The following is a 23,367-nucleotide window of genomic DNA, read 5'->3' on the forward strand; positions in this document are numbered from 1 at the left end:
CCCCTTCGGGGCTGGACGGAGAACGGCAATATGCCAAGGGAGCCAACCGGGACGGTCGGCCTACGCGGGACCGGAAGGTTCCCGCCGGGACGGTCGGCCTACGCGAAAACCGCATTCCCCATCAATCCGCGTGGGGCGTCGTCTCGCCCGCCGGCCGGTGCCGCCGATTTTCTGCCGCCCCCTTCGGGGGCTCTTATAATCTCGATGGCGGCCTGGTTCCACCAGCTCACGCTGGTGGCAAAAGGCTTACGCCCCTTCGGGGCTGGACGGAGAACGGCAATATGCCAAGGGAGCCAACCGGGACGGTCGGCCTACGCGGGACCGGAAGATTCCCGCCGGGACGGTCGGCCTACGCGTTCAGTACCAGCCCTCTTCCCAGGCCGTCTCATACATGGCGATAATGTTCTCCACCGGCGTGACTGCCTGGATGTTGTGGCATGGGGCGAGGATGTACCCGCCGCCCCTGCCCAGTGTGCGGATGCAGTGGCGCACTTCCTCGCGCACCTCGTCCACGGTTCCGAAAGGCAGGATAGACTGATTCTCGATGCCTCCGTGGAAGCAGAGCCGATCGCCGTACGTGTTCTTCAACCAGTCCAGATCCACGTTCCCGCAGACATACTGCACAGGGTTGAGCACATTCATCCCCAGGTCGAGCAGCCGCGGGATCAGCTCCCACATGGCCCCGTCATCGTGGTGGAAGATACGCACTCCGTGGTCCTGCATGAGCTTCGCGAGGCGCTGGTAGCCCTCCAGGAAGTACTCGTCGAACATGGACGCGGAGATCATAAGCCCGGTCTGCGAGCCGAAATCATCGGTGAGCTGAGACATGTCGATGAGCCCGCCGCCGGCCTCGAAGAGACGCTCGCAGTAGTCGTAGAAGAAATCGCACAGGCGGCGGATGATCTCGTGAGAAAGCTCGGGGTTCAGCGCCAAGTCCAGCAGCGACTGCTCGAGCCCGCGCAGCTTGTTGAAAAAGTAGAATGGCGCGCTGTAGCCTGACTCGATGACCGCGGTCTCGCAAACTGCCTCGCACTGGGCCCGGACGCCGCTGAAGTCGAACCAGTCGGCGCGGGGCCAGTTGTACTCGTCCAGATCAGCAACGGTCTTCGCCGATGCCAACGGATGATGGCACATCTCATAGTAGGTGCCGGTCTCATACTGGATGGGCCGCGAACGGATGCCCCAGTAGTCCTCAATGGTGCCGTCTGAGTACGTCGGCACAGGCGGGCCTATGTAGGCCGGACCGACGCCGGCGAACCCGTCGATGTGCAGTTCGCGGCGGATCGCCCCGATGTCGTCGGTCTGGAAATGGGCCTGCAGCTTGGCCCAGACTTCCCCGGTGGCCCATATATCCAGAGGCACGCGGTCGGGCTTGCCCAGATCGATTGCGGCCAAGACGCGCTCGCGCGAGGTCATTCAATAGATCCCCTCTTCCCGCAGGACGTCCAGCATTCGCCGGGGCTCCTCGAAGGGGAGGTGTATCTTCTCGTGCCCCCGCCGCTCGGATTCATACAGCGCCATGATAACTTCGATGGCAGCGCGGCCGTCCTCTCCCGTGGAGCGCGTCTCGGTGCCGAGTTCCATGGACGTCACCAGGTCGCGCACTGCATTGAGTATCCCCGTGCCGTCCCAGACCGGAGGCGGGAACTCGTCCTCGGCAAGCGTGTACCACCAGGTCTCATCGGTATCCGCGCGCACGGACTTGCGCGCTTCGAACACCGGGCCGACTTTGACCAACCCGCGTTCGAAGTGAAGCTCCAGCCAGAAGCGGGAGTCTTCGGTAAGCTCGTCCACGATGGTCACGCCCTGCACGCCGCTGGAAAACTGGAGTATCGCCAGGCTGGTGTCCTCCACGCGCAGGTCATGGCGCTTGCGTCGCGACGCGGTGCCCATCACCCACTCCACATCGCCGGCGAAAAACCGCATGAGATCGTACAGATGTACGGCGTCGTGGAGCATTGGGCCCTCGAACTCGGCTTCCCAGTCGGGAAGTGGTTTGCAGCCCTGACAGCAACCCACCATGTGGAGGAGCTCGCCCCATCTTCCCGCGGTGATCTCGCGCCGCAATGCCTCGTACTGCCCGATCCAGCGCCGGGTGCAATTGATGAGAAGCTTCGCGCCCGACGCCCTGCAGGCGGCGATCATGTCGTCACATTCGCCGATGCTCAGCCCCATGGGCTTCTCGCAGAAGATGCCCTTGACGCCGGCCTCGGCAGCCGCAATCACCTGGTCGCGATGCGCACCAGGCGGCGTCGCGATCCCCACGATGTCAAGGTTCTCGTGGGACAGCATAGCCCGGTGGTCGTGGTAGAGTGCGGTCACTCCCCAGCGCTTGCCGAACCTCTGCAAGCGCTCTTCGCCGCGGTTGCAGCCCGCCACAAGCTCGCAGTCGGGGTGCATGGTGAATGCCCCGGCGATACTGGATGGCTTTTCAGGGAAGAGATCCTCGAACTCGCTTCCGATTCTGCCGCAGCCGATGAGGCCCACGCGGTACTTGCCCATGTCTTGCCTCCATTCACAGGTACGGAGCGGTCTTCGGCGCAGAACTACGACCCCTTCGAGCGCCTCGGGCCCGCCGCGCAGCCACTTACCTGTTGTGACAGGAATCGAACCGAGGTCCCGTGTGGGAATGGGATTACATCAGCAAACCCGTTCCACTGGAAGCCTCGGTCACAGCCACGTTCGTCCATCGCTACCTCAATACCTTCTATCTGTGCGTGGTGCTCGTCTACGCAGGGCGCGGTTCACCCACCTGTGCCGGGGTCTGTTCGGCGTGCAATGCAACGGGCTTGGCGGTCTGTCCGCAACGGCATGAAGGGTGGGTTTCGGCCCTGAACGCATCAACGCGTCATCGGATCGGCGCCCCAATTCTGTCTGGACCTGCCGCAATCAGACGGTCTCCCTGTTTGGTATGACTTCGGCGGGCCCAAGCGTGTCTCGAACAGCTGGCACCAGGCGCTCTGCGTGTTTGGCGCGAGACCGGCCGGCGCGATGGGTCTGGACCTGCCCGAACCAGGCGCTCTCCCTGTTTGGCGGGGGCTCCACTGGCCGAGCGTGTTGCCATCTCGCTGCTGGGCCTTTTGCCTCACAGCCCGCGAAGCGGGCGGCAGCCTATAGCCACGGGTGGAGTGGAGCGAAGCGGAACGGAACCCGTGGACCCGGTGCACCTCGGATCACTTGAGCCCCCAACGGGGGCGACAGAAATGTACAAGATGCTGTGCCGTTGTTCCCCCCTTCCGGGGGCTCTTGGGTGGTCTTCCGGGGCCCGGTGTCCTGGGGCTGCGCCTCGCTTCGGGGACTATGAAACAACGGCAGGGGCATCCTGCGTCTCGGGATACAGCAGACGATGGGGATAAGGACTGGGCTCGACCGAGGCCACCTGCTCCAGGTAAACGCGAAGCGATGGGTAGCCTTGACAACCTCGCAAGGCGGCAGTATAATCCTGCCTGTTGTGAGCGGTGCGCCCATAGTCTAGCGGTCAGGACGGCGGGTTCTCAGCCCGCTAGCCGGGGTTCGAATCCCCGTGGGCGTACCAAATATCGTCCACTATGCTTGCCGGTCGCGGCCCCTCGGGTCGTGCGGGAAGTATTCCTGAAGGCCACGCATGGGCGTGGTCTTTGCTGTTACAGCTGGTGTTTTGTCGCGGTACGGGGCGCTTGGATGCTGGTCAAGCGCCTTCTCGCACCACGGCTGGGGGACGATGGGAGTCGCTATGCACCGAGTCTGCACGGGCATCCTCGCGTTGGTCATCTCAGTCGCTCTTGCCGCCGACCTACCCCTGTTTTCGTCCTATCCCACCGAACCAGGGCAGGCTCTCGCCGCGTACTCGCGGGTCCGTGAGGCTCTCAACCCGGCCTCCGGCGTGGGGAAAGGGCCGGCTCCCGCGCCGTCGGACTACTCAGGGAAGGCGCTGGAGCTGTCCGGCGAACTGGCGGGGCGCATCGCGGTCAACGCCACCGGTTCCACCCGCGCCAGTGTTATAGTCCGTCTGAAACTGGGTGACGGCTCCACGGTGTGCGCGAGTTCGACCAGTGAGCTTTCCGGGCTGGACGACGGTGAACCGGTGCGGGCGATCCTGGACGTCACCACGACCGCTGGGGATCCCCCTCGTTTCCGTCTGCGCGCAATCATCAGCGAATTCGACCTCCCTTCCGTAGCCCCTGCTCCTCAGCCCGCCGCCGCAGGCTCTGCGTCCGTAACCAGACCACCATCGACGGCGCGACTCACTCCCGGGTTGAGCGCGCCGACCCACGGCAGCATGGCACTTCCCCCGGAATTGCGTGGACAGGCGCCAAGCGTTCCCGGTCTCGCACCTTTCGCGCTTGGGGTCGTGGGGAACCCCAGGGACGGCAAGGACGGCGCATGGGATCCGGTCGGCAATGCAGGCTTCCCCATCGTTGAGACAGCTGTTCTTGAGCCTTGGAAAGCCTGGGTGCGACGCCAGAACTCAAACCTTGACGATTGGCAGGCGGACTGGATCGTTCGCTGGGTGACCTACTACTCCGGGCTGTACGGCGTGGATCACCGACTGATATTCGCGATGATCAAGTGCGAGTCCAGCTTCAACCCATTCGCCGTTTCCAGCGCGGGGGCCGTGGGCCTCACGCAGTTGATGCCCTGCAACATTGTCGACTACAAAGTCTCGAACAAGTGGAACGTGCAGGAGCAGATCCGCGCGGGCGTGCGGCATTTCCGGGACATGCTCGACATCTGGGAAGGCCGCAGTCCATACGAGCAGTTCGCTCTCGCAGCCGCGTCCTATAACGCCGGCCCAAATCGCGTCAAGCGGGACGGCGGCATCCCCAACATCCCCGAGACTCGTAACTACGTGAAGAAGCTCGGCGATCTGTTCTACCAGCTCGTGAAAGACGGGTATCCGTAGAACCTCGTCGCACAATTCCGCGGACGCGCAAACGCCCGCCTTCACCATTGGCGGGCGTAGCTGTGACTTGGGCAGTCTGCCGTTGCCGGCGGGGTCAGGCCGTGGCGCGTGCCTCCTCAACAAGGCGTTGGAACAGCGCCATCATTGGCCCGCCGCACTCTGCCATGAGCTCCGGGTGAAACTGCACACCCAGGCAGAGGCGCGCATCCTGGCGCTCGATGGCCTCCACGATGCCGTCGCTGGCCCTTGCCACCACGCGGAACCCCGATGCAACAGAATCCACCGCCTGGTGATGAAAACTGTTGGTGCGGATCGTGGTCGCACCGAGTGTCCGGGCAAGCTCACAGTCAGCCTCGATCTGGACCTCGTGCGTCCCGTACCAGCCGGGCGCCTGCTGCGAGTGCTGCAGCTTGCTGCCGGTGCAGGAGGGGATATCCTGGTGCAACGTTCCTCCCGCGAAGACATTCAGTGTCTGAATGCCCCGGCAAATCCCGAGCACTGGGACCTCAGGATGCTGCAAAACCCACTCAACGACGGCCCGATCCTGTGTGTCCCGCTCCGGGCTGATGCGCCCCAGTTCCCGCGCAGGTTCCTGACCGTACAGTGCCGGGTCCAGGTCGACGCCCCCCGTAATGATCAGCCCCCCGACCGCTCCCAGAGCATCCTCCGCGACTGCTGGATCGTCCATGCAAGGGATCAGGATCGGTACCCCGCCGGACCGGGTCACGCACCGGCCGTATGCGTGGGGAACCGTGTCGCTGCCCGAAACAGCCGAACCCTCGGGCGACGAGTAGGAGCAGCAGACGGCGATCAGGGGTCTCATGGCGCGCGGTTACCTCGCAGGAACGCCAGGCAGTAGAGGGCAGCCCAGATCAGCACCAGCGGCAGATCGCCCATGCGGTGGTAGGGAGTGATCGCGTCTCGCGCGTAGATTGTCTCGGTCGCGATGCCCTCGGTGAAAACGGGCACGCTGGCGATCTGCTCGCCGTAGGGGTCGTAGATAGCGCTCTCCCCGGATGTGGCGGCTCGGCAGACATACCGCCTGCTCTCGACTGCTCGAATGGGCGCGGTGTGGCTGTGCTGGGCGGGTTCGATCGTCTGCCCTTCCCAGGGATCACCCGTCATGAAGACAATGGCCTGGGCGCCCAGAGCGCAGATCTCCCGGCTCGCGTCCGGGAACATCGCCTCGAAGCAGATGAGCGGCGCTACCTTCACGCCTTTGACGTCCATGAGTGTGCGCTCGTGTCCCGGGGTAAAGTCCCTCTGCCGGATCGGGTAGCGGTTCAGGAACTGGAGATGCTCCCGGAAGGGCACATACTCCCCGAAAGCCACAAGGTCAACTTTGTAGTACTCATCGACGCGCTGGCCAGTCGGGTCGTAGAGTATGGCGGCGTTGTAGTACACGCCATCAATGTCCTCCAAGGCGCCGGCCAGAAGGTAGCCCCCAGTCTCGCGGGCTGCATCGCGCGCTGCGAGATCCAACTCGGGCCACTGCTGGATGTAGCTGGGAAGCGCGGCCTCGGGCCAAACGGTCAGGTCGGTCTCGTCCGGCACCAGTTGCGAGAGCCGCAGGTAGGTTAGGCGGGAGCGCTCCATGTCCTCCTCAGTCACGCTGGCGCGAGGCGAGCAGTTGCCTTCGGCCACCGTCACCTCCAGCGACTGACCCTCCTCAGGGCTCCGAACCTTTATGGTGAAAGCTCCCCAAATGTAAGAGAGGATGAGCAGGACGTAGCAGGCTACGGCCACCCGCGCAGATGCTTGCGACCACCACTTCAGGGGAGCGTCGGCACGCAGCAGGGGCATCGGCAGCACACCGAGCAGGGCCTGGGAGAGCGCCGCGTTCACGCAGGCGATCGCGAAAGTCAAGCCGAACTGGCCGACAATGCTGACCACCTGAAGGATCGGTATCTGGTCGAATTGCGAGAAGGCGAGGTCGCCGCCAGTGAATGGGATCGGGATCGCGTGGGCACGCAGATAGGCGCATAGCGTCCAGGCAGTCGCGCCGCCTAACACCCTCCAGCCCGGCCGGACCAGGCGCATGGCAGGCCCTGCCGCGACACCAAATATGAACCCGAAGAACGCCTGATACAGGGCCGCAATCGCCCAAGGGAAGGTTCCGTAGGGCAGCAAGAACTGAACGTAGTGCCCAAAGAACACCAGCGCAAAGACGAAGCCGCACAGCCCCCCCTGCAGGACTGTGCGGGTCTGGCTCAGCGCGAAGAAAAGCGGCACGAGCGCGACCCAGGCCAACGGTCCCAGGTCGGTCGGGGGGAAGGCCAGGATCAGCAGTACCGCTGAGATCATCGAATACCCCACTAGCGCGGGAACGCTGATGTACCGGGGCAGGGGAGAGGCTTCGTTCATTAGCGTCGCCCCTCGCAGGGCGCCATCACTCCTCGATCCTGACCTTGCCAGCCTTGAGCTTGTCGAGGAAGCGCTCCATCCGCACGAGCGCCTCCTTCAGGTTCTCCATGCTTGTGGCGTAGGTGCAGCGAAGATAGCCTTCACCCGACTTGCCGAATGCGGTGCCCGGGACCGCTGCGACGTTCTCCTCGAACAGCAGCGCCCGTGAGAACTGTTTGGACGTCAGGCCCGTGTGAGAGATCGACGGGAAGGCGTAGAACGCGCCTTTGGCCTCGAAGCAGGGCAGGCCAATGTCATTGAGGCCTTTGATGAAGACGCGCCTGCGCTGATCATACTGGCGTACCATGTCCTGCATTTCGCGTTCGCAGTTGGTCAACGCCTCGATCGCCCCGATCTGACCCATGATTGGCGCGCACAGGGCCGTATAGGCGTGGAGCCGCACCATGCCCTCGATCACCTGGGCTGGGCCACATGCGTACCCGATGCGCCAACCTGTCATCGCGTAGGCCTTTGAGAAGCCGTTCATCAGCAGCGTGCGTTCGCGCGCTCCCGGCAGCGCCGGGAAACACGTATGCTCGCCAACGTAGGTCATGTGGCAGTAGATCTCATCTGAGACGACGAACAGGTCGTGCGCGGCGGCCAGTTCAGCAATCGCGGCCAAGTCTTTCCGCGGCATGATGGTCCCCGTCGGGTTGCTCGGGTAACCCAGGATGATCCCCCTGGTTCGCTCCGTGATCGCTCTTTTCAGGTCGCCAGCCGTAGGCCGGAAATCGGTGTCAATCGTGGTGGGTATGGTCACTGGCACCCCGCCGGCCATCGAAACGCATGCCGGGTAGGAGACATAACATGGCTCCGGCACGAGCACCTCATCGCCCGGGTTGAGCAGGGCGCGCATCGCGGCGTCCATGGCCTCGCTGACGCCCATGGTGACGACGATCTCGGTCTCCGGATCGTACTCCACGCCGTAACGAGACTGGATGTCAGCGGCGATTGCGCGTCGCAGCTCGATCATCCCGTAGTTGCTGGTGTAGGACGTCATGCCCCTGCGAAGACTGTCGATCACCGCGTCGCATATCTTCCACGGGGTCGCAAAATCGGGTTCGCCCACGCCCAGGCTGATGACGTTATCCATCCCCAGGACGAGGTCGAAGAACTCGCGGATGCCGGACGGCGGCATCTCTTCAACCGCCCGCGATATTCGCAAGGCCTGGCACGGACCGGTGTTCATGGGCTCACCGCCAGTCGGTTGGTGGCATGCCGGCCATCAATGGATATGCCTTCCAGCTTGTAGGTCTTCAGCACGAAAGCAGTAGTCGTGCTGCGCACCCCAGGTATCGGTGCGAGCTTCTCAGCCACGAACCGCGCTATCTCGCGGAAGTCCTCACCTTCAACCACAACGTGCAGGTCGAAGCCGCCAGACATCAGATACACGGAGTGGACCTCTTCGAACTGGCTGATGTACTCTGCGATCTTGTCAAAGCCCGTCCCGTGCTCCGGGCTCGCACCCACATTGATGAAGGCGAAAACCTTGGGGTTGTCGGTGCTTTCCCAGTTCACAACGGCCGTGTGCCCGAGCAGTATCTTCCGCGACTGGGCTTCACCGATCGCCGCTTCGACTTGCTTCACATCGATCCCGAGCCGATCGGCGATCTCCTGCGTCGAAAGACGGGCATCGCTCTCGAGGAGTTCGAGTATCTCACGCAAGACCTGTCACCTCCATGATGCTCTGCGGGGCCGAAAGTGCCGGCCCGAGTGGGTCAGCTATCTGGCAGACGGCGCTGGCGGCGCGCTCGACTCCGGGCAATCCTCGGGGCACGCCCCATCGAGGCAAGGCTCAACATGAATCATCACCTGGGCGCTGGGGAATGCGCTCCTGATGTCCTGCTCAAGATGGTCGGTCAGCGCATGGGCTGTGCTGACGGGCACATCGCGGCAGACCACGAGATGCAGATCGATGTGCCGCTCGTGTCCCGCCTGACGAGTCCGCAACTCATGATACTCCACGAACATCCCCGAATGCGCGCTGATGATCGCCTCGATGCGTGCGATCTCCTCCGTCGGCAGCGCGCGGTCGACCAGTTGCGCAAGTGACTGCGACGCGATCCTCCAGCCCTGACCCATCACCAAGAGCCCGACCAGTATGGCCAGTGCAGGGTCTACCCAGTGAACGGCTCGCCCCGCCTGATCGAATCCGTAAGCGACCGAAAGGCCGACAAACACCCCTGCAGAAGTCCAGACATCCGCTGTCAGATGAGCCGCGTCCGCGTGCAGAGCGATTGACTCGTGGCGGTTCGCGACGTGGCGCAGGTGCGCTGAGACCACGATGTTTGCGAGCGCAGACACGCCCATGACCGCGATCGCCGGGCCGTGCTCAAGCTCGTGCCCCTGCCCCAGAAGCATGTCGCGTATGGCAGTGGCGATTATCGCCAGGGCGGCCACCACTATCAGTGCCGCCTCGATGGCTCCCGAGAGCGCCTCAAACTTGCCGTGACCGAAGGCATGTCTTCGGTCTGCCGGCTGGCTGGCCTTGCGCACGCTGAACAGCGCAAGTAGCGCGGCTACAAGGTCATTCCCCGAATGGAGTGCTTCAGAGATAACACTCACCGATCCGGTGAGAAGGCCTATAGTCAGTTTGGCGCCGGTTAGAAGGCTATTCGACAGAACTGAGACCATGGCCGCACGGCCCGTCTCTCTGCCCCGGACGTCTGGCCCCTGTTCTGACGACATCTGCTCCTCACCTCCGCCTCGCGTTGACGGGTTGCGAAACTGGGCGGTGGCCCAGGAGCCGACCGCCCAGCTATCTTGGTACGCATCCAGGCTTGAGAAGAAGCCGCTAGAACCGGCGCTTCTTGCTCTTCCGCGCCTTCTCCTTGGCCCTTTTCTCACGGCGTTCCTCACGCTTCTGGGCCGTCTCCTCGTCCACCTCACGCGAACGCTCCGCCTGCTCTTCCTGCTTGAGCCGCGCGATCACGCTGTCCTGGCTGACCTTGGAAGCACCAGAGTCATGCGGCGCGTCAGATACATCCGAGCCCCCGTTCCCGGCGGCGGACCTGACCGTTCGCCCACGTGCCGCCGCGACTGCCTGGGCCCGCTCACGGGCTGCTTTCCCCTCCCAAAGGACCACGATCGGGCTGCTGATGAAGATCGACGAGTAGGCGCCAACGGTGATCCCGAACAGCAGTGCCAGTGAGAAGCTGGCGATGGACTGGCCACCCAGGAAATACAGGGAGATCAAGGGTAGCAAAGTAGTCAACGTCGTGTTGATCGAGCGCGCCATCGTCTGCAGAAGGCTTGAGTTCACCGTCTCCGCGAAATTCGCGCGGCGTCGCAGACGCATGTTCTCGCGGATGCGGTCGAAGATGATGACGGCATCGTTGATGGAGTAACCGAGAATGGTCAGAATTGCCGCCACGAAAGACGAGTCCAGTTCCACCTGGAGCAGGGCCATCATGCCGATCGTGAAGAAAGCATCGTGAACCAGGCCGATCACACCCGCCACCGCGAAGCGGAACTCGTAGCGAACCGTGATATAGATCAGAATCAGGGCCCAGCCGAGCACCAGCGCCAGTATTGCATTATTCTGTAGGTCGCGACCCACCACGGGACCCACCGTCTCGCGTCCCAGGTCCCGGATCTGGCCTTTGTCGGGAAACAGCTCTTTGAGGCCTGCAACGATCTGCGCGTCGCGCTTCGCAGCTTCCTCGTCATTGGCGACGGCGGGGGCACGCAGGTAGAGGGCGGTCAGTGCACCCTGTTGGTCGCCGACGATCTGCAACTGGGAGCTCTCCAGACCGATGCCGGCCAGCATGCCACGGACCTTCGCGAGCGTTGCCGGGACATCCGACTCGCTCTGTGCGAGCGGCTGCTCAAAGGAGTACCGGTGCAGGCTTCCGCCGGTGAAGTCGATGCCCAGGTTGAGGCCGCGGACACCCAGGGCGATCAGGCCGGCCAGAATCAGAAAGCCCGTGATAGAAAACCAGAGCTTGGTTTTGCCAATGATATCCCACTGTCTTGTGCGGAAGTACTCCACGTCGCAAGAACCTCCTTGGGCCCGGCAAAGAGACGCTGTCTGCGCCCAGATCGTGGACGGTTTTTGGTCGCTGCTCTTACTCGCGATCGACGCCAAACAGTTTCAGATTGCGTCCGAGGCTGGACTCGGCCACCATGGTCACGAGCCAACGGGTGACTGTCACCGCGCTGAAGAGCGAGCAGAGAATACCGATCGCAAGCACGGTTGCGAAGCTCTTGATGAGGCTGGTCCCGAGGAAGTACAGGACTGCCGTGACGATGAGCGTCGTAACGTTGGAGTCCAGGATTGCTGTCCAGGCGCGGTCGAAGCCGGCCGAGACGGCAGCCCGCAGGGACTTTCCGGCCCACAGCTCCTCTTTCATACGCTCAAAGATCAACACGTTGGCGTCCACTGCCATGCCTATTGACAGGATGATCCCGGCAATACCCGGAAGCGTCAGGGTGATCCCGCCAACCCCTTTGATGGCCTGTGACGCGGCCATGACAGCGATCACGAGCAACACGTAGATTATCAGGGCGATATCCGCAAGCAGGCCGGGAAGCTTGTAGTAGAGCACCATGAACGCGAGTACCAGGAGCAGCCCGAGCATCCCTGCTTTGACGCTGCGCTCAACCGAGTCCTGCCCGAGGGTCGCGCTGACGGTCCGGTTCTCCGCGATCTCCAGCGGCACCGGCAGCGCGCCTGCGTTCAGAAGCAGGCGAAGGTCGCCGGCCTCTTCGGCGCTGAAGTTGCCCTCGATGACGCCCTCACCGGGAATCGGGCTCTTGATTACCGGGGCCATCTGGCACTGGTCATCGAGCACGATCGCCATCAAGCGCCCGACATTCTTCCGGGTGAACTCGTGGAATGCTCTCTTTCTGTTGGCCTTCAACTCGAAGGTGACTTCCCACTCACCAGCGCCGTCACCGGGCACAACCCTGGACGTTGGTACAAGATCAGAACCGCGGAACTCCGCCTTCGACTCTGCAAGCACCCGGTCCCAACCCACAAGTTGGCCGCTGCGCTTGTCGCGCCACTCATCATACATTTCGCCGCCAGGCGATGCGTTCTCATACTGCTGAGGGATGAGCCGGAATTCGAGCATCGCGGTGCTCTTCAGGATCGAGGTAACGCGTTCCGGGTCCTTGACGCCCGGGATTTCAACGATGATCTGATCCCTGCCCTGTTTCTGTATCACCGGTTCGCGGATTTCGCCCATGGCGTACAGGCGGCGATCGATGACGTTCTTCACCTTGTCGGCCGTATCCTCGGCAATGGTGATGACCTCGAACTCTTCGTCGGGAGGGTTGATCGTCTTGTAGTTGGGGTAGATGCTCTGCAGTGTGCGCAACACAAGGCTTCGCTGCTGCTTGGCCAGCCGCTCATCGCCAGCGTGGGTCTTGACGATCAGCCTGTGCGGGGAGACCGCACTGGCCTCAACCGTTCCGGCCTCGGCAAGCCCGGCCCGCACGAGTTCGGTGACCACGCGCTTTTCCAACTCGGCGCGGGTCATCTTGGGCGCTTGGGCCGCGCCAGATTCTGATGCCTCGGGCGTCTGTGCATCGCTCGGGGACGAATAAAGCGGTTCGGCACGGCCCTCTTCTTCCGAGGTCACGAAAGCCATGCTCGCGTAGGGAAGACAGCGCAGGACAACATGCAGGCCGCCCTGAAGGTCGAGACCCAGCTTCACTTTCGGGGAAGGCGGGTAGAAGGCGAGGATGCCACCAAGTTGGCTGATGGGCTGCTCAACCTCTTCCTGCTGCACACGCCCGACCAACTGAACCGACGAGTACTTGGCCTTCAGCGCCTCGAGGATCTTCTGCTCATCGGCCTTCGCCTGCTCTTCATCCAGCGCATAGGTCTTCACACGCACGAGATCGTTCGCGAGGAGAGTAACTTCCTCAATGTCCTCATCGTTGAAGCCGCCGGCAACGAGAGCCTGCAGGACTTCGTCCGCCTTGGCCTCATACTCGCTCTTGGCTTCTGCGATGGGTTTGTCGAAGCGATACTCGAAGGCCGCTTCGGGGGCGACTGGAGCCGGCGGGCGGCGGATCGGCTGGAAGCCGATTAGAAAGGAGATCACCGCTATGAGGACGAGCATCAGCAGCCACAGCCTGGTCCGTGCTTGCATGAACAGACTCCCCTTCTGGACATCGACCACGATCAGCGGTCATATCATGAGACAGGCCCGAACTGCGGAGCCCTGTGACTCGAGAACTCCCGCCCGGGGAAAAAAGTTCGCGCTGGCGATACCCGGCGCGAACTCCGGTCATCTCGTTTGAACACGGCAAGGCCGGGACAGGCGACCGTCCCGGCCCATACCGACTGCGCAGACGTACAGTCTAGTCCAGTTCCGGAGTGAAATCGCTGGCCGCTGCCGTCTTCTGGAACTTGACGTGACCGTCGTAGTAAGCAACGTTGACGCCATCGTTGTGCCGGTGCATGCGATCCAAAACCTGGAGCGAGTTGACGTAGCTCGTGGTCTGGTTGTTGACCCAGGATGCGAAGGTTTGGGGCACCGGAGTGCTTCCCTCGCCCACGAAGTAGAACATGAAGGCGTTCCAGCTGGCCGCTGCCGCCGAACCCTCGAAATACCACCCATCCATGACCATGAAGGTGCCCGCCGGGTCCTTGACCGCAGTCTCAGACAGAACTTCGCCCCGCTGCCCCATGACGGAACCCAGCGTGTAGAGATAGCTGGTCTCCGGAAGTGGAGAGTTGCGGTTGGGGCGTGAAATGTCATTGGCGTCCTTCGCGACCTCATTGCTTGGGCACTCGAAGATCTGGTCGTTGTTCACGTACGGGTACACGCAGTGGATCCAGCGGTACGGAATGCGGTTTTGGGCCATGTAGGCCATGACCGGCAGTTTTCCGTCATAATCAACGCGATACGAAGCGAAGGCAAGACCCATCTGTTGGAGATTGCTGGCGCAGGACGCCTGCCGTGCTTTCTCCTTGGTCCTGGCGAAGACCGGGAAAAGAATGGCCGCCAGGATGGCGATAATGGCAATGACCACGAGCAGTTCGATGAGCGTGAAACCTCTGGACCGCATGACGTGTCACCGTCCCCCATAGTGTGGGTGTTATGCCTACAAACAACGGATGCTGCACGCCAAAGTTCGCCACCAAACGAGGGCAAATTATAGGCCGCCCCCCATATGGTGTCAAGCAATTCACCCCCTGCAAGACCCTCGGCGGGGCCTTTCCCAGTCACCTCCGTTCCGCCACCCGGGCAGCGGTGCAGGGGCACATTGCCGGCTGACGCCGATTGTCCCCCGCACCCCATCCAGGTGTCTACCGGCCTCGCATCTTGATGTGTCGAAGCACGGCCTGCCCGGCGACTTCCACGATCTCGTCCTCCTCAATGTCCGCCAGGGCCTGCCATGTTCCCGTGAGATGCCGGGCTGTAACGTCATCCGCATTCAGCTTCAGGCCCCGGACAACACGCTCGGCTACTGCGCCGCCCAGCACGTTTTCAAGCGCCGCCAGGGTGCTGATCGCGCTGTCATAGGCCGCTGTATCAAGGCCGGCCTTGAGCGGGTCTTCCTTGGGCGGGTTAGGAAGCAGGCCGCGCGAGACATACTCGGCGATCAGTGCAGCCATATCCGGCATGTTGCGCTCGGCCGCGAGCTTGTCGGCGAGCCGCCCGATGCTCTGCTGATTGAGCAACTGGGTCCGAAGATAGACGGAGATACCTTGCTGCGGCCCCTTACTCATCATCGAAGCCATGTCGATTGCCCATTCCACGCTGCCGGCGCCTGTCGGGCGACCATTGGTCTCAACGATGCGGCCAGGCGCGCGGATTGTCAGCGAAAAGCTCGGCTGCTGGCCCATCGCGCCCATGAGCCCCATTAGCGCATCACTGTCGAATCCCTCCTCGCCTCCATTGGCATCGTCGGCGGGCACGCCATCGGCCTGGGCGATCCGCTCGCCTGAGTGCAGCCATGCCTCGGAAGGCGCACCCATCGGTGATGTGGGCTCCAGCGGGATCTCGCCCTGGATCGTGTATTCGGTGGAGAACAGCCGCTGCACTACCTTGACATCAATATCGGCACCCGCGTCCTCGGGAACCGGCAGGAAAGCGGCCCCGGCAGGAGACGTTCCCCTGAGTATCAGGCCCCGCCACCCCTCCTCCTGCAGCTCTTCTACCTGCCAATCGCCCGCGGGCAGGTTTTTCCTCATCTCTTCCAGTGGGTTCTCGCCCTCGGGCCCTTCACCGAGAGAAGCCAGCGCGTCGCTGATGCCGATTTCCAGCACTGTCTGGGCGGACCCATCCACCTTGAGCTGGACATCGGCCCGCACCCGGAAACAACCAGTCATGAGACTCGCCAGGGCTGCCACTGCAATCAGCGTGAGGATGACCCGGCTAGTACCGACCATATTTGTCCACCGCCTCGAAGAACGCCTCGATGTTTTCCCACGGCACTTCAGGTTCAAGAACATGCGTGGGGGCCAGGAATAACCCGCCGCCCCGCCCCACCGTCTCGATCAGGTGCTTCACCGTCTGCCGCATCTCCTCCGGGGTTCCGAAGGGAAATGTGGTCTGCGTGCCGACACAACCCCAAAAGGCCAGCCTGTCGCCATACTGGGCCTTGATCTTCTCGGGGTCCATGCACTCGGGCTGCACAGGATTCAGAATATCCAGACCGATCTCGATCAGGTCCGGGATGATCTCCTCGATGTTCCCGTCTGAGTGGTAGAAAATCTGCACTTCCGGCGCAACGTCCCGGACCGTACGCCAGACCCGGGCCCACAAGGGTTTGAGCCATTGCCGCCACATGTCCGGGTGCATCATCAGCTTATGCTGCATGCCCACGTCATCGCCACACAGGATGCTGTCGCATCCGGCTTCGGCAAACCGTCGGGCCTTGAATTCCGCATCCGCCGCAAGTTTTGAGAGAACAAAATCGGCGAGTTCTGGCTTCTCGATGAAGAACATCATGATATTCTCCATCGATGTGATCTGCCAGGCAGTCTCCCAAATGTGACCCACGCCGCCCTGCACATACCAGCCATCGGCGTGCAACTGGCGGACCTGATCTTCCAAGTGCTCATGGCGGTACGCGGGGGTGATGTCAGGCCAGGGGAATTCCTCGAATTCCTTCAACGTCTGAGCGTGGCGGAGGGGGTAATCATGCTGCCAGAAGTGTTCGAAGGTGCCGGGCTTGTGAGCCGTGCCGTACTCGGAAAAGGTGGTACCCTCCGGCATACCCTGAGGGTAGTAGTCTGACCAGTCCTGCGCAGTCTGTGGCCCCTTGAAACCAACTCCGGCGACGTCGTAGTCGAAGTACTGGCTGGGATTGGTCTGTCCCGTGGCCTCCTCGAACTTCCGCTGGATCGCAGGGGTGAACGCGGCCGCCTTGGGGACGCGGTCCGGAACCTCGCGGCTCATCGCGATACGGACACGCTCTCTCTTGGTCATTTGCCCTCCTCAAGACTGCTCTCTCGTCCCGAGTGTTCAGGTTCAGATGCCCAACTTTCTACGATGGAACGCGATTGCCTCCTGCACGTGCTCATCCCAGTAGTCCCAGGAGTGCCCGCCCGGGAATTCCTCGTATTCGTGGGGGATGTTCAGGCTGTCGAGGTGTCGGTGGAACTCCCGATTATGCTCGATCAGGAAATCGTCGACCCCGCAGTCGAAGCGGATCGCCGGTGCAGTGCCCGGCTCCAGAGCCGAAGCCAGCTCCAGGCAGCAGTCGATATAGTCGAGCTTGCGGGTCGGATCATTGCGCAGCCCGAAAGCCCCGCTGTGAGCGGTTACACTGCAAAACAGGTGCGGGTACTTGAGTGCCAGTTTCATTGCCCCGTAACCGCCCATGGACAGACCACCGATGACCCGGCCATCCCGGCTGGCAACAGTAGGGAGATAGCGATCTACAAAGGGAAGGAGGCCCTCAATGAGCGACTTCTCATACGCGGGCCCATCCGGAACGTCCGAGTACCAGTGGCGGTCGCCGTCCGGGAGGACAACAATGATCGGCAACTCGCGCACGTATCGCTCAATGTTGCTCCACCGCAGCCATGCCGTGTAGTCGTCGGACAGGCCGTGCAGCAGGTAAAAGACCGGATAGGGACCGGGCTTGTCCTGACGGTCAGGAAGAAGCGCCAGAAACGCGACTTCCTTCTGGAGCGGGCCGTTGAAATAGTTCAGGTGGGCGACAGCCATCGCAGTGCCTCTCGAGTACAGTGGACGCTCTCGCGCCAGCGCCCCGTGCAAGAATCGAAAACGGCCCCCGATTTCGGTGGCCGTTTCAGATACAGAAAGCCCAGGCGAACTCAGACTTCCCAGACGTTGCCGCCGGCGGAGTCATATCCGCCGCCACGGCTATCCTCAAGGCTCTGGAAGATGCGCTCCACGAAGGTGAGCAGTTCGCGGGGGTTGAAAGGTTTGGTCAGATATGAACTGACCCCCTGCTGCCAACCTTTGAAGATGTCCGCGTCCTGAGCCTTCGCGGTCAGCATGATCACTGGAATCTCCGCCGTGTCCGGATTGGCCTGGAGATTCTGCAGCACCTCAAAACCATCCATGCGCGGCATCATCACGTCCAGCACGATCATGTCTGGCTTGGAGGCCCTGACCTTTTCAAGCGCTTCGACACCGTCGTAGGCAGTGTCGACATTGTAGCCGGCTCGCTGGAGATTCACCTCAACCAGCCGTACAATATGGCGCTCGTCGTCAACGACCAGAATTGTCTTCGCCATTTGGTGACGGGGCCTCCTCACACTTAAGGCCGCGCAGGCTGCCACGCCAGGACACCTCAGAGGATGGGTGACCTGACTGTCCCGATGGATTGCTTGCGGACTTGCCGATTATAGCAATACCCGTGGGGGGTGTCAAACCCGCAAGTGCCGGCTCTTTGCTCCCCGACCGGGAACCACGCGCCTTAGCCGATAAGGGACTGTACTTCCTCGAAACAGCCCACCAACTGATGGTACAAGCGGCGATACAGACCAAAGTACCTGTCGTAGGCGCTCTTATTGTCCGCATCCGGGTCTCTCCGGTCCATGACGCGGATGGTTTCCCGACATGCTTCCGGCACGCTGGACCAGATACCGGCGCCAACCCCCGCGAGTAGCGCGACCCCGTAGGCCGGCCCCTCGTCGACATTAATCGTGCAGTGCGGCCGTCCGGTCACATCCGCCTGGATCTGCCGCCACAGCGGGCTCCTCGCTCCACCACCGGATGCGCGGACCTGCTCGATCCGGACACCCATTGCCTCGATGATCTCAAAGGAGTCCCGCAGACCGAAGGCCACGCCCTCGAGAACCGCGCGGGTCAGGTGGCGTTTGTCGTGCCGCAGATGCAGGCCAAAAAACACGCCCTTTGCGTTTGGGTTCGGGTACGGGGTGCGTTCGCCGGTGAGATAGGGGAGAAAGACGAGCCCCTCCGAACCCAACGGAGCCTGCGCCGCGGCGTCTGTCATGTACTCATACGGGTCGCGGCCGGTCAGCGCCGCAACAGCACGTTCATCAGAGCACAGTGCGTCCCGCAACCACCTGAGGGATCCACCTGCGGACAGCATAACGCCCATGACATGCCACTTGCCCGGCACCGCATGGCAGAAAGTGTGTGTCCGCAGTTCGGGGTCCATGAGAGGCTCGTCGAGGTGCGCGAAGACCACACCCGAAGTGCCCGTCGTGGAGGACACGATGCCTTGCTCTACGATCCCGTTGCCCACAGCTCCCGCCGCCTGATCGCCGCCGCCGCCAACAACCGGCGTGCCCGCAGCCAGACCGGTAAGTGCTGCGACTTCCTGGGTTATCCGGCCGCTGATCTCCTGCGATTCGAACACCGTGGGCAGCAAATCGGTCGCCAGGCCGATACGGTCCAGCACGACGCTTGACCAGCGGCGCTCACGCACATTCAGCAGCGCCGTGCCGGAGGCATCGCTCACCTCCGTTGCGAACTCGCCGGTGAGCATGAATCTGATGTAGTCCTTCGGGAGCAGGACTTTCCGGAGCCGCTCGAAGTTGCCCGGCTCCTCATCACGCAGCCAGATGATCTTCGGCGCCGTAAAGCCCGTCAGCACCGGGTTACACGTCTCAGAGACGAGATCCTGTGCGCCGACCGCATCGGTAATCCAGCGGCACTGGGCCGCTGTGCGCTGATCGCACCAGAGCAGGGCCGGGCGTATGACCTGGTGGGCGTCGTCCAGGAAGACCGAGCCGTGCATCTGGCCGGACAGCCCGACGCCTTTGATGTCCGAGGCAGCCACGCCGCTCCTGGCGAGTACCGCTCGGATGGTCTCCACCGTCGCCCTCCACCAGTCTGCTGGGTCCTGTTCAGCCCAGTTCGGACGCGGCGTGTGAAGAGGATATTCCGCGCTGGCGCTGGCTATCACTCGCCCCGTCTCGTCGATGAGCAGCGTTTTCGTGCCCGACGTGCCGATGTCGATGCCGATGAGGAAGGCCATGCTCTGTCCTCCGATGGATCGCCGGCCGAACCGGCAGGCTACTCTGCAGCCTCGATGGTCACCTTCGCCCCCGACCGAACAGACTTGAACACCGTGGCATCTCCCTCAACCGTGCCCAACGTGTTCACCGGGCTGGCCGCAACGGGGGCGTCCCCCGAACTCATGGGCGTAGGGCCAAAGAAGATGCAGAATGCGTTTCCGGGGGGCCAGTAGGCAATGTCTCCCACCGCCCTCTCGGCCCTGGCATCCGGCTCCGTATTGGCCTGCACGGGGATGCCGAAGTAGATCTCGTCTCCCCAGGTCTGTGCGGATGCCTCGATGGGCAGCGCTTCCCAGACCTTCTTCGCGGTGGGCCCATCGCCCAGTTGCGCATAGGCTGATACGTCACCAGCAGTGATTTTGATGCGTGGCATATCCTGAGCCTCCCTGCTGCTACGATCCGTCGGCGAACTGACGCAGGAAATTGAGTCCCAGCCGGAAACCTTCCTCGCGTCCCAGCGCACTATCCTCGTGCTCGATGGACAGGACGCCGTTGAACCCGTTCCGGCGCAGGCGAGCGCAGTAGACGCCCCAGTCGATATCGCCGAAGCCCGGAATAACGTACCTCCACCAGCCGCCGGCCTGGGAGCCTACGAAGGCCTTCTTGTGCGCCACGACTTCAGTATCCTTGGCGTGGGTGTGGAAAATGCGCGAGGCGTAGCGTTCCACGGCCATCAGGTAGTCGATGTCCTGCCAGTACAGGTGGGATGGGTCGAAGTTCAGCCCGAAGTTGTCCGCATCCACCAGCTCGAAGATCATGTCCCACTGCCCGAGATGCTGGATATTCGTGGCATACCAGTTCTCCATGGCGATTTTGACGCCTTTATCCGCGGCCTTCTTGCAGAACTTGCGATAGAACGGCGCGGCCATGTCGCGGATGCAGTCTTCCTTGCTCATCCCGGCCGGAGGGAGCCCCGCCATGGTGCACAGAACGTCGACACCGATCTTTTCGCAGACACTCAGGGCCTTATTGAGGGTATCCTGATGCATCTTCCGCTCGGCCTCGTCGCCTGCGGTGATGTTGATGTACGCGGCGAGACTGGAGACTTGGATACCCGCTTCGTCGAAGGCGGCCTTGAACTTGGCAGCGTCGAACTTCCCGGACAGGTCGCAGTGTTTGGCTCCAACGCGGACCTCGCAGGCGTCGAAACCGGCGGACTTGGCGAAACTGATGACGGTGTCGAGGTCGTCACCACTGAACGGCGCGGTCAGCATCCCGACTTTCATGTCCTTCGTCCTCCCTGAATGGCGCAGCCTGGCGCCCTGCTGGTGTGACTGGCAAAGTGGCCAACACGGATCTGGTTCGCTCGCGGGTCATCAGAAACGCTGCGCGAGCGCTATCCCGCGGCAAAGTTCGCTGCCCGCATGACTTCCCCTCCGTCATCTTGCATGATTCCGCGCACCTTTGCCTACATCCTCCTCCCAACGCCCAAGAGGTATGTTCGGAGCACCTGCTCGGCAATGAAAGCCAGCAAGTCCCGTGCGCGGACGGGTTCCATGGCCTCCTCCAGTGTCATTGGTTCGTTCACGATGGGGAAGAGGGCGTGGAAGCCACGCGAGTGCAGTTCTGTGGCGTTCAGAGCGACCCCGCCGCCGATAGCCACCACGGGGATTCCAAGGTCCTTCGCCACATCCGCCACGCCGCTTGGCGTCTTGCCAAAAGCTGTCTGGAAGTCGATCCTACCCTCTCCCGTGATGACAAGCTCCGATCCCGCCATTTTCTCACGCAAACCAACGGCCTCGACCACGATCTTTACACCACTCTCGAGCTTTGCCCCGCAGAATGCCATAAGTCCCGCACCGAGTCCGCCTGCTGCTCCTGCCCCGGGGACTTCGGCCACGTTACATCCAAGGTCCCGGGCCATCAGATCGGCGAAGTGCCTCAGGCCGTCGTCCAGTGCCCTGACCATCTCCGGAGTAGCCCCCTTCTGCGGCCCATAGACGTGGGCTGCGCCCCGTTCGCCGAACAGTGGGTTATCGACGTCGCAGGCCACTCGGAAGGTGGCTTCTCGCACGCGCGGGTCCAGCCCTGACACGTCGATCCGCGCCACGTCCGCCATGCGCCCGCCGGTCACGCGGTTGATCTCGGCTCCATCCTCGCCCAGCATCTTCACCCCGAGCGCCTGGGCCATCCCGGCGCCGCAGTCAGTGGTGGCACTTCCGCCGATGCCCACGATCAGGTTCCGGCAGCCCATCTCGAGCGCCGCGAGGATCAGCTGGCCAGTTCCGAAGGTGCTTGTGAGCAGCGGGTTTCGCATGTCCGCAGGCACCAGCGGAAGCCCGGATGCAGCGGCCATCTCGATGACCGCGGTCTCGCCGTCTCCAAGCACCCCGAACACCGCGTCAACGGCTTCGCCGAGAGGTCCCTCGACAGTCCTGGTCACGAACTGCCCGGCTGTTGCCTCAACCAGCGACTGCACCGTTCCCTCTCCACCGTCGGCCATGGGGACGCTCTCGATTTCGACGTCGGGCAGCACTGTCCGCAAGCCCTTTTCGATGGCCTGGCAGACTTCCAGGGCGGTGAGACATCCCTTGAAGGAATCGGGAGCGATGGTGGTTTTCACTGTGTTGACCTCCAAAACAGACGGGGCAGCGACTTCGCGCCGCTGCCCCGGTTCATACTGGACAAGTTGACCACTTACAGGCCGGCCCACGCACGCTTCCAAATCCGCTTGGTCTGTGCAAGCACGATCTCGGATGTCTCGCCGGGCATGGGCTTGACTTCTACGGTGACGATGGGCTTCGCCGTGGGAAGGTCGCGCTCGAAGTAGCCGGAGTATTTGAGCGCCGAGAGGAATTGGCGCAGCTCCTCAGTCCCGTTCTCGCCACCGGGGTACTCGAAGCGGGGGTGGTAATCGCCATAGCCTTCCTGTGAGGGGTCGGCGCAGACGCAGTTGCCGACATGGACGTGAATGAGGTGGTCGCCCGCTGCCATGAGTGCGTCTGCGTAATCTTCGCGGAGCATCGGGATATGCGACAAGTCCAGCGTCAACCCGGTGTTCGAGATGCCCTCCGCCTTGAGTCTCTCCATAACCTCCGCCGCACGCGGGGTCGGGCCGAGCAGGCACGCTTTGTCGGTCTCGTGGTCGAATGTTTCGATGGACACCCAGCACACGTAGTTCTGCGCCTTGTCCTGCGAGTACTGGCAGACCTGTTTCATTGAATCAACGAGCAGGTCAAGCTCGATCTTCCGGGCCTCATCATTGCCTGGATCCTTGCCGGTCAGCACAGCGCAAATGCGGCAGTCCATCTCGTAAGCCGCGTCGATCGCCTTCTTGACCTCGTCGATGGCCGCCTTGCGTCCGTCCTCGTCTTGGTCATTGAGGCTGAGCTTGGCTCCCAGGAGTCCGGGCTGGGCTCCGAGACCCAGCTTCATGCCCGCCTCCTCGGCGATAGCCTTGAGCTTCGCGTGTACGCCGGGCTTCTCGCTGCGCCGCACTTCGAGAATGTCCCAGAAATCGTCTCGTGCGAGGTACTCCGCGCTTTGGATTACGTAGTCCGCATCCTGGCTTGCGGGAAACGCCATGAAATGGACGATCCCGACATCCATGCTGTTACGCCATGATTCCGTCATCACTTGGCCTCCATGATATGGCTAAGCCTGCTGGCAGGTCTTCCGTCAGCAGCCTGTTACGCACACGCACGTCTCCCCGCGTGTG

General features: G+C 62.5%; 20 protein-coding genes and 1 tRNA gene. 2 read left to right on the forward strand and 19 right to left on the reverse strand.

Going from position 1 to position 23,367, the window contains the following annotated elements; genetic code table 11:
* Positions 1-357: 357 nt before the first annotated feature.
* Together HPY44_05180 and HPY44_05185 are read right to left on the reverse strand one after the other, a co-directional pair.
* The gene (locus HPY44_05180; GenBank protein ID NSW55384.1) at positions 358-1,416 is read right to left on the reverse strand and encodes a uroporphyrinogen-III decarboxylase-like protein; all 1,059 of its coding nucleotides are present in this window, start codon (positions 1,414-1,416) and stop codon (positions 358-360) included.
* Positions 1,417-2,502, reverse strand: a complete 1,086-nt coding sequence (locus tag HPY44_05185) for a Gfo/Idh/MocA family oxidoreductase (GenBank protein ID NSW55385.1) — start codon at positions 2,500-2,502, stop codon at positions 1,417-1,419. It lies immediately after the preceding gene.
* 958 nt (positions 2,503-3,460) lie between these two features.
* Between HPY44_05185 and HPY44_05190 the strand changes: the two genes are divergently transcribed.
* Positions 3,461-3,535, forward strand: a tRNA-Glu gene (locus tag HPY44_05190).
* Positions 3,536-3,712: 177 nt separating this feature from the next.
* The gene (locus HPY44_05195) at positions 3,713-4,882 is read left to right on the forward strand and encodes a lytic transglycosylase domain-containing protein (GenBank protein NSW55386.1); all 1,170 of its coding nucleotides are present in this window, start codon (positions 3,713-3,715) and stop codon (positions 4,880-4,882) included.
* A 94-nt stretch (positions 4,883-4,976) separates the two neighbouring features.
* Here the strand turns inward: HPY44_05195 and HPY44_05200 are convergent, their stop codons facing one another.
* The 17 genes from HPY44_05200 to HPY44_05280 form a co-directional block, all read right to left on the reverse strand.
* Positions 4,977-5,705 (reverse strand): gamma-glutamyl-gamma-aminobutyrate hydrolase family protein, encoded by a 729-nt coding sequence (locus HPY44_05200; GenBank protein NSW55387.1) that lies wholly within the window; start codon positions 5,703-5,705, stop codon positions 4,977-4,979.
* A complete protein-coding gene (gene lnt, locus HPY44_05205) occupies positions 5,702-7,246 on the reverse strand; it encodes an apolipoprotein N-acyltransferase (protein NSW55388.1) in 1,545 nt (514 codons plus the stop codon). Before lnt ends, HPY44_05200 begins: the two co-directional genes overlap by 4 nt.
* Positions 7,247-7,271: 25 nt before the next feature.
* Positions 7,272-8,474, reverse strand: coding sequence for an aminotransferase class I/II-fold pyridoxal phosphate-dependent enzyme (locus HPY44_05210; protein ID NSW55389.1), 1,203 nt, complete (start codon positions 8,472-8,474; stop codon positions 7,272-7,274).
* Positions 8,471-8,950: an Lrp/AsnC family transcriptional regulator gene (locus HPY44_05215; GenBank protein ID NSW55390.1), complete on the reverse strand. Its 480-nt coding sequence runs from the start codon at positions 8,948-8,950 to the stop codon at positions 8,471-8,473. Before HPY44_05215 ends, HPY44_05210 begins: the two co-directional genes overlap by 4 nt.
* Positions 8,951-9,007: 57 nt before the next feature.
* Positions 9,008-9,973, reverse strand: a complete 966-nt coding sequence (locus HPY44_05220) for a cation transporter (protein ID NSW55391.1) — start codon at positions 9,971-9,973, stop codon at positions 9,008-9,010.
* 106 nt (positions 9,974-10,079) lie between these two features.
* A complete protein-coding gene (gene secF / locus HPY44_05225; GenBank protein NSW55392.1) occupies positions 10,080-11,276 on the reverse strand; it encodes a protein translocase subunit SecF in 1,197 nt (398 codons plus the stop codon).
* A gap of 76 nt (positions 11,277-11,352) precedes the next feature.
* The gene (gene secD, locus HPY44_05230) at positions 11,353-13,386 is read right to left on the reverse strand and encodes a protein translocase subunit SecD (protein ID NSW55393.1); all 2,034 of its coding nucleotides are present in this window, start codon (positions 13,384-13,386) and stop codon (positions 11,353-11,355) included.
* Positions 13,387-13,597: 211 nt separating this feature from the next.
* A complete protein-coding gene (locus HPY44_05235; protein NSW55394.1) occupies positions 13,598-14,308 on the reverse strand; it encodes a prepilin-type N-terminal cleavage/methylation domain-containing protein in 711 nt (236 codons plus the stop codon).
* A gap of 241 nt (positions 14,309-14,549) precedes the next feature.
* Complete coding sequence (locus HPY44_05240; protein NSW55395.1) at positions 14,550-15,635, reverse strand: hypothetical protein; 1,086 nt, start codon at positions 15,633-15,635, stop codon at positions 14,550-14,552.
* A complete protein-coding gene (locus HPY44_05245; protein ID NSW55396.1) occupies positions 15,622-16,677 on the reverse strand; it encodes a hypothetical protein in 1,056 nt (351 codons plus the stop codon). Before HPY44_05245 ends, HPY44_05240 begins: the two co-directional genes overlap by 14 nt.
* 42 nt (positions 16,678-16,719) lie before the next feature.
* The gene (locus tag HPY44_05250; GenBank protein NSW55397.1) at positions 16,720-17,421 is read right to left on the reverse strand and encodes an esterase family protein; all 702 of its coding nucleotides are present in this window, start codon (positions 17,419-17,421) and stop codon (positions 16,720-16,722) included.
* A gap of 110 nt (positions 17,422-17,531) precedes the next feature.
* Positions 17,532-17,957: a response regulator gene (locus tag HPY44_05255; GenBank protein NSW55398.1), complete on the reverse strand. Its 426-nt coding sequence runs from the start codon at positions 17,955-17,957 to the stop codon at positions 17,532-17,534.
* 182 nt (positions 17,958-18,139) lie between these two features.
* Positions 18,140-19,669, reverse strand: a complete 1,530-nt coding sequence (gene xylB, locus HPY44_05260) for a xylulokinase (GenBank protein ID NSW55399.1) — start codon at positions 19,667-19,669, stop codon at positions 18,140-18,142.
* A 38-nt stretch (positions 19,670-19,707) separates the two neighbouring features.
* On the reverse strand, positions 19,708-20,082 hold the full coding sequence (locus tag HPY44_05265) for a hypothetical protein (protein NSW55400.1): 375 nt from the start codon (positions 20,080-20,082) through the stop codon (positions 19,708-19,710).
* A gap of 19 nt (positions 20,083-20,101) precedes the next feature.
* Positions 20,102-20,935 carry a sugar phosphate isomerase/epimerase gene (locus tag HPY44_05270; GenBank protein ID NSW55401.1) on the reverse strand — a complete coding sequence of 278 codons (834 nt, stop codon included), beginning with the start codon at positions 20,933-20,935 and terminating at the stop codon, positions 20,102-20,104.
* A 182-nt stretch (positions 20,936-21,117) separates the two neighbouring features.
* Positions 21,118-22,272: a glycerate kinase gene (locus HPY44_05275; protein ID NSW55402.1), complete on the reverse strand. Its 1,155-nt coding sequence runs from the start codon at positions 22,270-22,272 to the stop codon at positions 21,118-21,120.
* Positions 22,273-22,346: 74 nt separating this feature from the next.
* Positions 22,347-23,282 (reverse strand): sugar phosphate isomerase/epimerase, encoded by a 936-nt coding sequence (locus tag HPY44_05280; protein NSW55403.1) that lies wholly within the window; start codon positions 23,280-23,282, stop codon positions 22,347-22,349.
* Positions 23,283-23,367 lie beyond the last annotated feature (85 nt).

This window comes from Armatimonadota bacterium (assembly GCA_013314775.1).
GTDB lineage: Bacteria > Armatimonadota > Zipacnadia > Zipacnadales > JABUFB01 > JABUFB01.

Coding starts and splice junctions, on each gene's coding strand:
- HPY44_05180 (NSW55384.1), bottom strand. CDS start 1,416: ATGACCTCGCGCGAGCGCGTCTTGGCCGCAATCGATCTGGGCAAGCCC.
- HPY44_05185 (NSW55385.1), bottom strand. CDS start 2,502: ATGGGCAAGTACCGCGTGGGCCTCATCGGCTGCGGCAGAATCGGAAGC.
- HPY44_05195 (NSW55386.1), top strand. CDS start 3,713: ATGCACCGAGTCTGCACGGGCATCCTCGCGTTGGTCATCTCAGTCGCT.
- HPY44_05200 (NSW55387.1), bottom strand. CDS start 5,705: ATGAGACCCCTGATCGCCGTCTGCTGCTCCTACTCGTCGCCCGAGGGT.
- lnt (NSW55388.1), bottom strand. CDS start 7,246: ATGAACGAAGCCTCTCCCCTGCCCCGGTACATCAGCGTTCCCGCGCTA.
- HPY44_05210 (NSW55389.1), bottom strand. CDS start 8,474: ATGAACACCGGTCCGTGCCAGGCCTTGCGAATATCGCGGGCGGTTGAA.
- HPY44_05220 (NSW55391.1), bottom strand. CDS start 9,973: ATGTCGTCAGAACAGGGGCCAGACGTCCGGGGCAGAGAGACGGGCCGT.
- secD (NSW55393.1), bottom strand. CDS start 13,386: ATGCAAGCACGGACCAGGCTGTGGCTGCTGATGCTCGTCCTCATAGCG.
- HPY44_05235 (NSW55394.1), bottom strand. CDS start 14,308: ATGCGGTCCAGAGGTTTCACGCTCATCGAACTGCTCGTGGTCATTGCC.
- HPY44_05240 (NSW55395.1), bottom strand. CDS start 15,635: ATGGTCGGTACTAGCCGGGTCATCCTCACGCTGATTGCAGTGGCAGCC.
- HPY44_05245 (NSW55396.1), bottom strand. CDS start 16,677: ATGACCAAGAGAGAGCGTGTCCGTATCGCGATGAGCCGCGAGGTTCCG.
- HPY44_05250 (NSW55397.1), bottom strand. CDS start 17,421: ATGGCTGTCGCCCACCTGAACTATTTCAACGGCCCGCTCCAGAAGGAA.
- HPY44_05255 (NSW55398.1), bottom strand. CDS start 17,957: ATGGCGAAGACAATTCTGGTCGTTGACGACGAGCGCCATATTGTACGG.
- xylB (NSW55399.1), bottom strand. CDS start 19,669: ATGGCCTTCCTCATCGGCATCGACATCGGCACGTCGGGCACGAAAACG.
- HPY44_05265 (NSW55400.1), bottom strand. CDS start 20,082: ATGCCACGCATCAAAATCACTGCTGGTGACGTATCAGCCTATGCGCAA.
- HPY44_05270 (NSW55401.1), bottom strand. CDS start 20,935: ATGAAAGTCGGGATGCTGACCGCGCCGTTCAGTGGTGACGACCTCGAC.
- HPY44_05280 (NSW55403.1), bottom strand. CDS start 23,282: ATGACGGAATCATGGCGTAACAGCATGGATGTCGGGATCGTCCATTTC.